At 65.2% G+C, this 13,142-nt stretch carries 13 protein-coding genes; 12 read left to right on the top strand and 1 reads right to left on the bottom strand.

The features are described 5' to 3' along the window. The first annotated feature begins 2 nt into the window (after positions 1 to 2). The 4 genes from proB to LB571_RS01365 all read left to right on the top strand — a co-directional run bounded on the left by proB (position 3) and on the right by LB571_RS01365 (position 4,459). The gene (gene proB / locus LB571_RS01380) at positions 3 to 1,139 is read left to right on the top strand and encodes a glutamate 5-kinase (RefSeq protein ID WP_224591739.1); all 1,137 of its coding nucleotides are present in this window, start codon (positions 3 to 5) and stop codon (positions 1,137 to 1,139) included. 3 nt (positions 1,140 to 1,142) lie between these two features. Beyond that, positions 1,143 to 2,429: a glutamate-5-semialdehyde dehydrogenase gene (locus LB571_RS01375; protein WP_224591738.1), complete on the top strand. Its 1,287-nt coding sequence runs from the start codon at positions 1,143 to 1,145 to the stop codon at positions 2,427 to 2,429. Between the two features lie 72 nt (positions 2,430 to 2,501). Beyond that, positions 2,502 to 3,089 (top strand): nicotinate-nucleotide adenylyltransferase, encoded by a 588-nt coding sequence (locus LB571_RS01370; RefSeq protein WP_140662744.1) that lies wholly within the window; start codon positions 2,502 to 2,504, stop codon positions 3,087 to 3,089. 71 nt (positions 3,090 to 3,160) lie between these two features. Further along, a complete protein-coding gene (locus tag LB571_RS01365) occupies positions 3,161 to 4,459 on the top strand; it encodes an MFS transporter (protein ID WP_224591734.1) in 1,299 nt (432 codons plus the stop codon). A gap of 2 nt (positions 4,460 to 4,461) precedes the next feature. Here LB571_RS01365 and LB571_RS01360 read toward each other — a convergent pair whose 3' ends face one another. Further along, complete coding sequence (locus LB571_RS01360) at positions 4,462 to 5,313, bottom strand: mechanosensitive ion channel family protein (RefSeq protein ID WP_224591732.1); 852 nt, start codon at positions 5,311 to 5,313, stop codon at positions 4,462 to 4,464. Between the two features lie 242 nt (positions 5,314 to 5,555). On the opposite strand from LB571_RS01360, the gene rsfS reads away from it, so the two are divergent. The 8 genes from rsfS (at position 5,556) to rnk (ending at position 13,136) form a co-directional block, all read left to right on the top strand. Beyond that, a complete protein-coding gene (gene rsfS / locus LB571_RS01355) occupies positions 5,556 to 5,933 on the top strand; it encodes a ribosome silencing factor (protein WP_015315198.1) in 378 nt (125 codons plus the stop codon). 28 nt (positions 5,934 to 5,961) lie between these two features. After that, positions 5,962 to 6,444 (top strand): 23S rRNA (pseudouridine(1915)-N(3))-methyltransferase RlmH, encoded by a 483-nt coding sequence (rlmH, locus tag LB571_RS01350; RefSeq protein ID WP_140616598.1) that lies wholly within the window; start codon positions 5,962 to 5,964, stop codon positions 6,442 to 6,444. Between the two features lie 156 nt (positions 6,445 to 6,600). After that, positions 6,601 to 7,950: a murein hydrolase activator EnvC family protein gene (locus tag LB571_RS01345; protein WP_224587611.1), complete on the top strand. Its 1,350-nt coding sequence runs from the start codon at positions 6,601 to 6,603 to the stop codon at positions 7,948 to 7,950. Position 7,951: 1 nt separating this feature from the next. Continuing rightward, entirely contained in the window at positions 7,952 to 9,283 is a 1,332-nt protein-coding gene (locus tag LB571_RS01340) for a S41 family peptidase (RefSeq protein WP_015315201.1), read from the top strand. A gap of 182 nt (positions 9,284 to 9,465) precedes the next feature. After that, positions 9,466 to 10,647 carry a divergent polysaccharide deacetylase family protein gene (locus tag LB571_RS01335; RefSeq protein ID WP_224591729.1) on the top strand — a complete coding sequence of 394 codons (1,182 nt, stop codon included), beginning with the start codon at positions 9,466 to 9,468 and terminating at the stop codon, positions 10,645 to 10,647. Positions 10,648 to 10,683: 36 nt separating this feature from the next. Beyond that, positions 10,684 to 11,205 carry an RNA pyrophosphohydrolase gene (locus LB571_RS01330; RefSeq protein ID WP_140662582.1) on the top strand — a complete coding sequence of 174 codons (522 nt, stop codon included), beginning with the start codon at positions 10,684 to 10,686 and terminating at the stop codon, positions 11,203 to 11,205. Positions 11,206 to 11,302: 97 nt separating this feature from the next. After that, positions 11,303 to 12,442 carry an alanine racemase gene (gene alr, locus LB571_RS01325; protein WP_224591726.1) on the top strand — a complete coding sequence of 380 codons (1,140 nt, stop codon included), beginning with the start codon at positions 11,303 to 11,305 and terminating at the stop codon, positions 12,440 to 12,442. Between the two features lie 271 nt (positions 12,443 to 12,713). Beyond that, on the top strand, positions 12,714 to 13,136 hold the full coding sequence (gene rnk / locus LB571_RS01320; RefSeq protein WP_224591724.1) for a nucleoside diphosphate kinase regulator: 423 nt from the start codon (positions 12,714 to 12,716) through the stop codon (positions 13,134 to 13,136). The last annotated feature ends 6 nt before the right edge of the window (positions 13,137 to 13,142 follow it).

Genomic DNA, 13,142 nt, shown 5'->3' with positions numbered 1-13,142 from the left:
CCATGCAGCCGCTCAGGAAATACCGGCGCATCACCGTCAAGATCGGCTCGGCATTGCTCGTCGACCGCGCGAGCGGCCTGAAGCGCGACTGGCTGGCCTCGCTCGCCGACGACATCGCGGTGCTTGCCCAGGGAGGAGCCGAAATCCTCGTCGTGTCGTCGGGCGCCATCGCGCTCGGCCGCACCATCCTTGGCCTTGGCAAGCGCGCCCTGAAGCTCGAGGAGAGCCAGGCCGCCGCCGCCGTCGGGCAGATCGCGCTCGCCGGCGCATGGTCTGACGCGCTCGGCAAGGGTGCCTTGAAATCGGGCCAGATCCTTTTGACGCTCGGCGATACCGAGGAGCGCCGGCGTTATCTCAACGCGCGGGCCACCATATCGACGCTGCTCAAGATGAAGGCGGTGCCGGTCATCAACGAGAACGACACGGTGGCCACCTCCGAAATCCGCTATGGCGACAATGACCGGCTGGCGGCCCGCGTCGCCACCATGATGGGCGCGGACCTGCTGGTGCTGCTCTCCGACATTGACGGGCTCTACACCGCGCCGCCAGCTTCGGACCCCGGTGCCAAGTTCATTCCGGTGGTCGACCGCATCACGCCAGACATCGAAGCGATGGCGGGAGCCGCCGCGTCCGAGTTGTCGCGCGGCGGCATGCGTACCAAGCTCGACGCGGGCAAGATCGCCAATGCGGCGGGCACGGCGATGATCATCACCTCCGGCACAAGGCTGTCGCCGCTGATGGCTATCGAGCGCGGCGAGCGCGCGACATTCTTCAAGCCCAGCGCCAATCCGGTGAAAGGCTACAAGACCTGGATCGCCGGCCAGCTCGAACCGGCGGGGCGGCTGACCGTCGATGCCGGCGCCATCGGCGCGCTCGTTTCGGGCAAGTCGCTGCTGCCGGCCGGCGTCAAGCTGGTCAGCGGCAATTTCTCCCGCGGCGACACGGTGGCGATCCTGTCGCCCGAGGGCCGCGAGATCGCACGCGGGCTGGTTGCCTACGATGCCGCCGATGCCGTAAGGATCGCAGGCCTGAAGACGGCCGAGATCGAGACGGTGCTCGGTTACGAGGCGCGTTCGGCGATGATCCACCGCGACGATCTCGTCGTAAGTCACGCCGGAAGCGACACAAGCGGAGGATGAGCCATGCTGAAGCTGCATGAAAAATCCGGGGACGACACCGTGGCGCTGATGGCCGATATCGGGCGCCGCGCCCGCGCTGCCGCCCGACCGCTGGCCATCGCCACCGCCGCCGCCAAGAACGCCGCGCTTGTCGCTATGGCCGACGCGATCATTTCTCGCGAGCGGGACATTCTCGACGCCAACGCCATCGATGTTTCGAATGGCCACGAATCCGGGCTTTCCGGCTCTTTCATGGATCGGCTGAAGCTCGATCCGGCACGCATCCGCGCCATGGCGGACGGTATTCGCGAAATCGCTGCCCTGCCCGATCCAGTCGGTGATGTCATCGCCGCGTGGGAGCGGCCGAACGGTCTGCACATAGAGCGCGTGCGTACGCCGCTCGGTGTCGTCGGCGTCATCTATGAAAGCCGACCGAACGTGACGGCGGATGCCGGCGCTCTCTGCCTCAAGGCCGGCAATCCGGTCATCTTGCGCGGCGGCTCGGATTCGCTCAATTCCTCCTCGGCGATCCATGCCTGCCTGGTCGAGGGACTGAAGGCGGCCGGTCTGCCCGCGGATGCCATCCAGCTGGTGCCGACCACCGACCGCGCCGCGGTCGGCGAGATGCTCAAGGGGCTTGGCGGCAATCTGGACGTCATCATCCCGCGCGGCGGCAAAAGCCTGGTCGGGCGGGTGCAGAGCGAGGCGCGGGTGCCGGTCTTCGCCCATCTCGAAGGCATCTGCCATCTTTATATCGACCGCTCCGCCGAGCTCGACATGGCGGTGCGGATCGCCGTCAACGCCAAGATGCGGCGCACCGGCGTCTGCGGTGCCGCCGAAACGCTGCTGGTCGACCGTGCGGTCGCCGCCACCCATCTGGTGCCGATCCTCGACGCGCTGCGCGCCGCCGGCTGCGAGATCCATGCCGATCAAGAAGTGATGAAAATGTTCTTCGACGCCAAGCCAGCGACCGATGCCGACTGGGTGACCGAATATCTCGACGCCGTCATCGCGGTGAAGCTGGTTGACGGCGTCGATGGCGCAATCGAGCATATCGAGACTTTCTCCTCGCACCACACCGAGGCGATCGTCGCCGAGGACGCGAAGGCGGTCGAACGGTTCTTCAACGAGATCGATTCGGCGATCCTGCTGCACAACGCCTCGACGCAGTTCGCCGATGGCGGCGAGTTCGGCATGGGTGCCGAGATCGGCATCGCCACCGGCAAGATGCACGCGCGCGGGCCGGTCGGCGTCGAGCAGTTGACCTCGTTCAAATATCGCGTGCGCGGGTCGGGACAGGTGAGGCCTTGAAGCTTTTCGTCGCCAGAGCCTGAAGCGATGCTGGCCTCTTCCGAACCGGCGATACCCTCCAGCTATCTGAAGATGCCGCATGCCGAGAAAGGGCTGGCCGTCGGACTGTTCGGCGGTTCGTTCAACCCGCCGCATGCCGGCCACGCATTGGTCGCCGAAATCGCTTTGCGGCGTCTGGCGCTGGACCAGCTTTGGTGGATGGTGACCCCAGGCAATCCGCTGAAGAGCACGCGCGAGCTGGCGCCGCTGGGCGAGCGCATCGTGCTTTCCGAGAAGATCGCCAAGAACCCGAAGATTAAGGTCACCGCCTTCGAGGCGGCACACAATGTGCGCTACACCGCCGACACGCTGGCGCTGGTCAAGGCGCGCAATCCCGGCGTCGACTTCGTCTGGATCATGGGCGCCGATTCCCTGCGGGACTTCCATCGCTGGCAGCGCTGGCGCGAGATCGTCATGACCTTTCCGATCGCTGTCATCGACCGCCCGGGCGCGACGCTGTCCTTTCTGTCGTCGGTTGTCGCCAAGACCTTCGATTACGCCCGCATCGACGAAGGCGACGCGCCAAGGCTTGCGCGGATGAAGGCGCCGGCCTGGACCTTCATCCACGGTCCGCGTTCCTTGCTGTCGTCGAGCGCGATCCGGAAAATGGCGAAGGGTTGAGCGTCTCGTCCATCCGGCCATGTCGTTTTTACAGCGGCGTCCGCCTGACCCATGGGCGATGCTGATCAGCCATGGCGATTCACAAGAAAACCCGTCCCACGATCGATCCCGACCAGGGCAGCACGCCTGCGCCGCTGATCGCGATTGCCAGTGTCATCGTGTCGATGGCGCTGATTGCCATCGGCAACGGGCTGATGTTCGCCTATATCCCCGTCCGGCTCGGCGTCGAAGGGTTCGATCCGGTCTGGGCAGGGCTGATCGTCACCGGCCTGTCGGCCGGCGGCCTCGCCGGCTGTATTCTGACCGGCCCGCTGGTGCGCAGGGTCGGCCACGCCCGTGCCTTCATGGTGCTGTCGGCGCTGATCGCGCTGTCCAATGCCGCCATCGGCGCCGGACCGCACCCGCTGCTGTGGATCGTGGCGCGCGCGCTTTACGGCTTTGCCATATGCGGCCTGTTCATCGTCGCGCAAAGCTGGCTCAACGACGCGCTGCCGAACGCCGTACGCGGCCGGGTGATGGCCGTGTTCTATGTCGCCTACATTGCCGGTCTTGGCGTTGGTTATGCGACGCTTGCCGTGATCGACATCCACACGGCCGCCGCGTCGCTGATCGGCATCGCCTTTACCGCTCTGTCGATCCTGCCTGTCGGCATGACACGCCTTGCCCAGCCGCCGGCGCCGCAGGCGGCTTCGGTGGCTCTGCGCCAAGCCTGGCGAATTTCGCCGGTCGGCGTCGCGGGCATGCTGGCGGTCGGCGGCCTGTCGATGATCATTTCCGGCTTCGCGCCCATCCACGCCACGGCCAAGGGCTACAGCCAAGCCGATGTCGCGCTGCTGCTGTCGGCAATGCCGGTCGGCACGCTGATTCTGCAGATACCGCTCGGCTGGCTCTCCGACCGTACTGATCGGCGCTACGTGCTTGCCGGCGCCGCGGCGCTGGCGGTCGTTGCCAGCGTGCTCGCCATCGCCTTCGACGGCGGTGCGCTGATGGTGCTGGTGGTGATCTATCTGATCTGGGACGGGGCGGCGGAATCGATCTACGCGCTCTCCAGCGCGCATGCCGCCGACCGCGCCAGGAAGGATGAACTGCTGGCGCTGTCGAGCTCGATGCTGTTTGCCTGGTCGCTCGCCGGCTTCATTGTGCCGGGCATTGTCACGGCGCTTTCCGCCGTCTTCGGCACGGCAACCTTCATCTACGTCGGCATCGTCATCGCCTCGGTATTCTGCCTTTTCGTGCTGTGGCGGGTGATCGCGGCGGGCCGCGTTCCGGCGGCCGCCACGGGCAGTTTCGCGCCGATGTCGGCGCAAGCGCCCTTGCCGGTCGAACTCGCCTTCGCGCCGGACGAAGTGATCCGCCACAGGGGCGACTGATTTTACTGCTTGCGGGCCTCGGGTGGCGGTGCCTGCGGAGGCGGCTGCGGGATCGAGATGCCCTCGCTGTCGAAGGCCTGCTTGGCGCGTTTCGTCATGTCGATCTGGGTGGCGAAATGGTCCGCCGCCGCGATCCAGTAGCGCAAGGTGAGCGAAACGGTCGTATCGCCGAGCCCGGCCACGAAGGCGATCGGCGCCGGTTCGCGGCGGATGCGCTTCTCGGCACCGGCAATGGCAAGCAATGTCTTCTGGGCGCCGTCTATGTCGTTCCAGGAGCCGATGCTGAGCGTGATGTCGGTGCGGCGCACGCCGTTGCGGGTGAAATTGCGCACCGGCTGATTCCACAGCGTCGAATTCGGCGCCAATATGTAGATGCCGTCGGCGGTCCTGAGCTTGGTGGCGAAAAGGCCGATTTCCTCGACCGAACCGGCAATGGAACCGACCTCAACGGACTCGCCAATGCGGAATGGCCGCAACGCGAGCAGCATGATGCCGGCGGCGATGTTCTGCAGCGTGCCTTGCAGGGCGAGACCGATGGCGAGGCCGATGGCGCCGATCGCGGCGATGATCGATGCAGTCTGCACGCCGAACTGGCCGAGCACCATGATGGCCACGAGGATCAGAATGGCGTAGCGCGCGATCTTTGAAAAGAAATGCCGCAGCGTCGCGTCGAAACCATGGATATGGCCGAGGCCAGCCGAGATCGAGCGCTCGGCAAGGTTGGCAACGATGTAGCCGACCACCAGGAGGATGACGGCGCCGATGGCGGAAAAGGAATAGGAGACGATCAGCGTACTCAGCTGCGCGAGGCCGGTCTGGACGGTGAGAAGGGTGTCTTGCGGGTCGATCGGCATGGCGGGATTCCGGTTGGTCGGTCAGCCGGTAACCGCTGTGGAAGGCCTGGGTTCCGATGTTTTTGCGTCACCCGTGGAACAACATTCCACTCGGCGAGTTCGCGTCCATCGGGGCTCCGTCTTGAAACTGCAACGGAACTCTGCCTATCTAAGTGGTGTCACCTGCTTCAAGGGGTGATTTGGTTGTTCTTGCTGCGAAAGGAAATACACTGAGAACAGCACTGCGGAAGAAGGCCGACATCGTGCCTTCGCCGGCCAGGATCAGCGTAGACGACGCCGTGTCCCGTGCCATCAAGACAGTCCTTGCCAGTCTGGAAGACTCCAAGGCCGAAAACATTGTCTCAATCGACATTCAGGGAAAATCGAGCCTCGGCGACTACATGGTCGTTGCGTCGGGCCGATCGCACCGTCATGTCGCGGCTGTCGCCGACCATCTCCTCAAGGCGCTCAAGGATGCCGGTCTCGGCACCGCGCGCGTCGAGGGACTGTCAGGCGCCGACTGGGTCCTGATCGATTCTGGCGATATCATCGTCCATGTCTTCCGCCCCGAAGTCCGCGAATTCTACAATCTCGAAAAGATGTGGCAGGCGCCGGATCTCGAGGAAGAGACCCTCCACTAAGCCTTTCGCGGGGCTTATAGAGGCGAGGATGAAGATTTCAGTTCATGCCGTGGGCCGAATGAAAGCCGGCCCCGAGCGGGAGTTGGCCGACCGCTATTTCGAGCGGTTCGCCAAGAGCGGACCCGGCGTGGGGCTCGAATTCGCCGGAATCACCGAGATCGTCGAGGGCCGCGCGCAGAGCGCCGCCGAGCGCCAGCGCGACGAAGGTTCGCGGCTGCAGGCACAGCTGCAGCCAGGCACGGCCCTCATCCTGCTCGACGAGCGAGGCAAGAGCCTGTCTTCACAGGATTTCGCCGGCCGTCTGGGACAGTTGCGCGACGGCGGACGCAAGGCGCTGGTCCTCGCCATTGGTGGCGCCGACGGCCACGATCCGTCGCTGCGCGGCCAGGCCGAGCTGGTGATGTCGTTCGGGGCGCTCACCTGGCCGCATCAGCTGGTGCGGGTGATGCTGGGTGAACAACTCTACAGGGTGGCGACGATCCTGTCGGGTCATCCCTACCACAGGTCCTGAAAGCCGCCGGATCGCACCGAATTTGGCCCCAAATGCCGCGCAAGATTCGACGTGGGCCTGTTTTTCCGTTGCATTGCGTTATTGCGACCCTTTGGGCGACAGGCGCTAACATGGTTGATGATTCGTTAACGAAGGCGCGGATAGAATCGATCGCGAATGTCTGAAGGCTGGAAATCGACGACGGGCCCATCGACGGGGGGCTCCTGGCGCGTGCGCTGCGGTATCGCCGCGGCGGCGGCGCTTCTGTCGCTGCATGCTGTGCGGGCCGAAAACACGCTCGACATGGCGCCCGATCCGGACCAGAGCCGTGCCGAATACGAGCAGGTTTCGAAGGAAATAACGCTGTCGTCCGAACGGCTGGCCAAGCTCGCCGCCGATATCGCCGCGGTCAAGAAGGACCACGCCTCGATCACCGCGGCACTCATCCAGTCGGCGATGACCGAGCAGAAGCTCGGCCAGGACATCGAGGACATCGGCGCCAAGCTGGAAGGGCTGAAGGGCCAGCAACAGAAGATCCGTACTTCGTTGGCGGCGCGACGCGATGTGCTGGCCGAAGTGCTGGGCGCCCTGCAGCGCATGGGGCTCAACCCGCCGCCGGCGATCCTGGTCAAGCCGGAAGATGCGCTGTCGTCGGTGCGCAGCGCCATCCTGCTCGGCGCCGTGGTGCCTGAATTGCGCCAGCAGACCGACAGCCTGCTGGCCGATCTCAAGGAGCAGACCCGGGTGACGGCTTCGATCGAGGCCGAACGGGCGCGGCTGACGGCGGCGGTCGGCGATCAGACGGCGGAGAAGAAGCGGCTCGGCATGCTGCTCGAAGCCAAGCAGAAGCTCGAGACCGACACGAAGGCGCAGATGGCGGCCGAACAGCAGCGTTCCGAGCAATTGGCGGCCAAAGCCAGCAGCCTGAAGGATCTGATCGCCTCGCTCGAAGCGCAGGCGGACAAGAACCGCAAGGCGGCGGATGCCGCAAAGGCAGCCGCCGCTGGCCAGGCCGGCGGCACCGAGCCCGGTGGCGACCAGACGGCATCGCTGCCGGTTCCCGAAGGCAACAGGTTGACCGCCGCGGCGCCTTTCTCGGCACTGCAAGGACAGGTCGCCCTGCCGGTCACCGGCCGCATCAAACTCAGGTTTGGCGCCGACGACGGTAACGGCGCCTTGATGCTTGGGGACATGGTTGCGACACAATCGGGAGCCATCGTTACCGCGCCGGCGGATGGGAATGTGCTTTATGCGGGGCCGTTTCGCTCCTACGGTCAACTCTTGATCCTCAATGCCGGCGACGGTTATCATGTCGTCTTGGCTGGGATGAGCAGAATCAGCGTCGCGACTGGCCAGTCGGTGCTTGCAGGAGAGCCGGTCGGCGCGATGGGAGAAGCCCGGGTGGCAAGCACCTCGGTTTCGAAGAATGGAAATGCCACGCCGGAGCTCTATGTCGAGTTCCGCAAGGATGGAAAACCCGTCGATCCGGCCCCATGGTGGGCGGACCGTTTTTCTGGAAGGACGTGAAATGATGCGGAAACTGTCGCTTCTGTTTGCCGGTGCGCTGATGGGCGCGTCCGCCATGAGCCTTGTCTATGGCGCACCCGGCTCGGCGGCGAACGCTGCGGGGTCGGAGACTTACAAGCAACTGGCGATCTTCGGCGACATCTTCGAGCGGGTGCGGGCGCAGTATGTGACCCCGCCCGACGACAAGTCGCTGGTCGAGAACGCCATTAACGGCATGCTTTCCTCGCTCGACCCGCACTCCTCCTACATGAACGCCGAACAGGCGCAGGACATGCGCGTGCAGACCAAGGGCGAGTTCGGCGGCCTCGGCATCGAGGTCACCATGGAGAACGACCTGGTCAAGGTGATCACGCCGATCGACGACACGCCGGCCGCCAAGGCTGGCGTGCTGGCCGGCGACTATATCGCCAAGATCGACGGCGAGGAGGTTCGCGGCCTGACGCTCAACGACGCGGTCGACAAGATGCGCGGCCTGGTCAACACGCCGATCAAGCTGACCATCCTGCGCCAGGGCGCCGACAAGCCGATCGAGCTGACGGTGGTGCGCGACATCATCAAGGTCAAGGCGGTCAAGTTCCGGGTCGAGAACGATATCGGCTACATGAAGATCACCTCCTTTACCGAAAAGACCTATGACGACCTCGAGAACGCTATCGAGACCATCAAGAAGCAGGTGCCGGACGACAAGCTGAAGGGCTATGTGCTCGACCTGCGCCTCAATCCGGGTGGCCTGCTCGACCAGGCGGTGAGCGTGTCGGACGCCTTCCTCAAGCGCGGCGAGATCGTCTCGACGCGCGGACGCGATCCAAAGGACGTCACCCGCTTCGACGCCAAGCCCAAGCAGACCGACGATATCAACGGCAAGCCGATGATCGTGCTCGTCAATGGCGGCTCGGCCAGCGCTTCGGAAATCGTCGCCGGCGCGCTGCAGGACCTGCGCCGCGTCACGGTGGTCGGCACGCAGTCCTTCGGCAAGGGCTCGGTCCAGACCATCATCCCGCTCGGCGAGAATGGCGCGCTCAGGCTGACGACGGCGCTCTATTACACGCCATCGGGCAAATCGATCCAGGGCAAGGGCATCACGCCCGACATCAAGGTCGACCAGCCCCTGCCGCCCGAACTGCAGGGCAGGGACCTGACGCGCGGCGAATCCGATCTCAAGGGCCATATCAAGGGCGCCGACGAGAGCAAGACCGGCTCGGGCTCCGCGGCCTATGTGCCACCGGATCCGAAGGACGACCTGCAGCTCATCTATGCCGAGCAGTTGCTGCGCGGCCAGAAGACCGATCCGGCCTTCCCGCCCAATCCGGAAAAGGCCGTGCTCAACCAGTAAGGCAACCGGTCTGGCCGGTTGAACGAAGCAATGCGATGCTGCCGGGACCGAAAGGTTCCGGCAGTTTGATTCGGGGGGCAGGACCAGGCCTCCAGATATGGCGCCCAGGCGCCAGGATTGATGAATTCGTGCATGTGTTGCCGAAGGAGGTCGCCTTCGGAACCGTGCATCGGGGATAGGGCTTGGCTGATATCGGCAAGGACATCGAACGCCCGCTTGGACAGGCCGTCCGGGCGCCTCGCGGCGCCGGCAAGATCAGCGTCGGTGTGATCGCGGCGAGCGCGATCGTGCTTGCCGTGGTCGGCGTCTCGGCCGCGATCGCGTTCAGGGAAAAGCCGTTTCGAAAGCCGCAGGAAGTCGCCGTCTCGACGCCGAAAGTGACCGCGGCGGCCGAGCCCGCCGCGTCGCCTCCCGCATTGGCCCCGGCGGCGGCGCCAAAGGTGGAGATGCCGGCCAAGACGGGCGGTCCGCAGATCATTCATGTGCAGACCGAAGAAGGCGATGGCCCGCCCAAGGCGGCAATCGTCATTCGCGATCCATCGACCGTCGGCCAGAACCTCAAGATCGCGCATATTCCCGACAATGCGCTGATCGAAACCAGTGAAACCGGGCCCTTGCCGATGCGCTCCGCCGACGGAAGGCGACCGTTCGACGTCTATGCGCGGCCATGGTCCGGCACGCGTGGCGCGCGTGTGGCGATCATCATCGGCGGGCTCGCGGTTTCACAGACTGGTACCCAGGCGGCGATCGCCAAGCTGCCGGCGGAAGTGACGCTGGCCTTCGCGCCACAGGGCAACAGCATCGGCCGCTGGATGCAGGCCGCAAGGCAGAGCGGCCACGAGGTCGTCATGCAGGTGCCGCTCGAGCCGTTCGACTATCCCAAGGTCAACCCCGGCCGCAACACGCTGACGGTGGCGGCGAGCGCGGAAGAAAACCTGAAGAACCTGCACTGGGCGCTGTCGCGGACGACGAACTATACCGGTGTCATGAACTATATGGGCGCGCGGTTTTCCGCCGACTCCGCGGCGATGGAGCCGTTCATGGCCGAACTTGGCAAAAGGGGCCTCGCCTATATCGACGACGGCTCGTCGGCGCGCAGCTTGGCTCCGGACATGGCGCTGAGGAATGGCGTCCCTTTCGTCGCCGGCGACACGGCGATCGATGCGGTGCAGGATCGCGGCGCCATCCTGAAGAAGCTCGACAGTCTCGAAGCGACCGCGCGTGCCAAAGGCACGGCCGTCGGCATCGGCTCGGCTTTCGACCTGACGGTCGACACGGTCTCGTCATGGGTGGCCGAGGCCAAGAAGCGCGGCATCGAGATCGTGCCGATTTCAGCGGTGGCCGTCGATCCGCAAAGGGGTTAGCCAAGGCCTTCGGAAGGCGACTGGAGAGACTAAGTGATGCCGCAGACGAAAAAAGTCGACCGCGAAACGCTGCCCTACCGACCCTGTGTCGGGCTGATGATCCTCAATGGCGAGGGGCTGGTTTGGGTCGGGCATCGCATTGCCGAACCCGACAGCGAGTTCGCCGGCACGACGCAGCTCTGGCAGATGCCGCAAGGCGGCATCGACAAGGGCGAGGAGCCGTTGCAGGCCGCCGAGCGCGAGCTCTACGAGGAGACCGGCATGCGCAGCGTCTCGCTGTTGGCAGAAGCGCCGGACTGGATCAACTATGACCTGCCGGACCATCTGGTCGGTATCGCCTTCAAGGGGCGGTATCGCGGCCAGACGCAGAAATGGTACGCCTTCCGCTTCCATGGCGATGCCAGCGAGATCCAGATCAATCCGCCGCCGGGCGGCCACACAGCCGAATTCGACAAATGGTCATGGCGGCCGATGCAAGACCTGCCCGACCTGATCGTGCCGTTCAAGCGCAAGGTCTATGAAGAGGTGGTGGGGGCGTTCCGTCACCTTGTGCCATAGCTGGACGGGCTCCGGCCGCGGTTCAAACGCCCGCGGTTGCCGCGCCGGTTCGACCGCCGTATTGATTTGATGTCTGTCCGTCACAAGAAGGGCCGCCATGTACGACGCCCCCAAAAGATCACTGCCCGAGGAAGCCGACGCCCCGAGCGAGGCTGCTGCCGGGGCAATCCTCACCATCGATCTTGGCGCGATCCGTGAAAATTACCGGCGACTGAAGGCGCGGCTGGGCGGCGTGCGCTGCGCGGGCGTGGTCAAGGCCGACGGCTACGGTCTGGGTGCGAGCCAAGTGGCATCGGCGCTGATGAAAGAAGGCTGCGACATCTTCTTCGTCGCTCTGCTGGACGAAGGAATCGCGCTCCGCAAGGCGATCGGGGCCGGACCCGCGATCTATGTGCTGAACGGTCTGCCGCCAGGCTCCGAGGGGGAAGCGGTCGCGTATGGTCTCTGCGCGGTCATCAACAGTGGCGCACAGTTGAGAGCCTGGCGCGCGGCGGCACATCGCGTTGGCCAAAGACTTCCGGCCGCCATCCAGGTCGACAGCGGCATGTCGCGACTTGGCATGGCGCCGCCCGAAGTCGAGGCCATGGCCGGCGACACCGCCGCGTTCGATGGCATCGCCATCAGGTATGTAATGAGCCACCTGGCCTGCGCCGACGAGCCGCACCATCCCGCCAACGAACAGCAGCGGCGGGCCTTCGAGCGGTTGCGTGCCATGCTGCCCGGGGCGCCCGCCTCGCTCGCCAATTCCTCCGGCATCTTTCTGGGACCGTCCTACCATTATGATCTCGCCCGCCCTGGCGCCGCGCTCTACGGCATCAATCCGACGCCTGCCGAACCCAACCCGATGCTGCCCGTGGCGCGGCTGCAGGCCAAGGTGGCGCAGACGCGCGGCGTCGAAAAGGGCACCGGCATCGGCTATGGCCACACCTACCACGCGGAAGGGCCGCTCAGCCTGGCGACGATCTCGTTCGGCTACGCGGATGGCTGGCTGCGCCGGTCCGCGTCGGCCGCCTGGTTCGAGGGCGCGCGCCTGCCCTTCCTCGGACGCGTGTCGATGGATTCGATCATTCTCGACATCTCGGCCTTGCCGCCCGGCAGGCTCCGCGAAGGGGATCTCGTCGAACTGCTCGGCCCTTCACAGAGCGTCGACGATGCCGCCGGCCATGCCGGCACCATCGGCTACGAAATCCTGGCCAGCTTTGGGACGCGGTTTCATCGGCGCTATGTCGGCGGCTGAGCGGTTTGGCCGCGCTTGACAAGCGGACGCCTGTCGGCAAGGTTCGGCGCATGAGCAACCTCGCTTATAGCACAACTTTGTTCAGGGTCTGCCCGATCGCGGGATCGTAGCCCCGGCGCGGCCGCCTTCTGGCGTCCGTCCGTACCGGGGCATCCATACATCCACAAGCGCAAGCCGAACAGCCCTTCGCGGCTGCCGGCCTTTCATCACGCCGCCGCCAGTGCGGCGGCAGGCGCGCATCCGTTCGATGCGCCGATCCATGAGGTTTGCCATGCAACATGCAAAAGAACTGCGTCCAAACAGCCATATTCTGATCAGCGAAGCCGACCATGACAGGCTGACCGGCCTGGCGAGGGCGTTGCTCGATCGCGCGCCCGAGAGGGCCGAGGAGCTGCTTTCGGAAATGGACCGGGCCGTCGTCACGAACGCGGCGGCGATGCCGGCCGGTGTGGTGCGAATGGGCTCGACGGTTATGGTGCGCGGCGAAAGCGGGGACACCCAGCGCATCATGCTGGTCTACCCGGGCGAGGCCGACATAGCCGAGAACCGGATCTCGGTGCTGACGCCGATGGGAACCGCGCTCATCGGCGCGAGCGTTGGGCAGGCGGTTTGCTGGAACGGTCGTGGTGGTCGGGAACTGTCCGTGACCGTCGAAGCCGTCGATACGCCGGCTTCCGGCCCGCAACGAGCTTGATGGCGG

It is taken from the genome of Mesorhizobium sp. BR1-1-4 (assembly GCF_020165375.1).
Classification (GTDB): Bacteria; Pseudomonadota; Alphaproteobacteria; order Rhizobiales; family Rhizobiaceae; genus Mesorhizobium; species Mesorhizobium australicum.
This window is presented reverse-complemented; position numbering and strand designations above follow the sequence as displayed.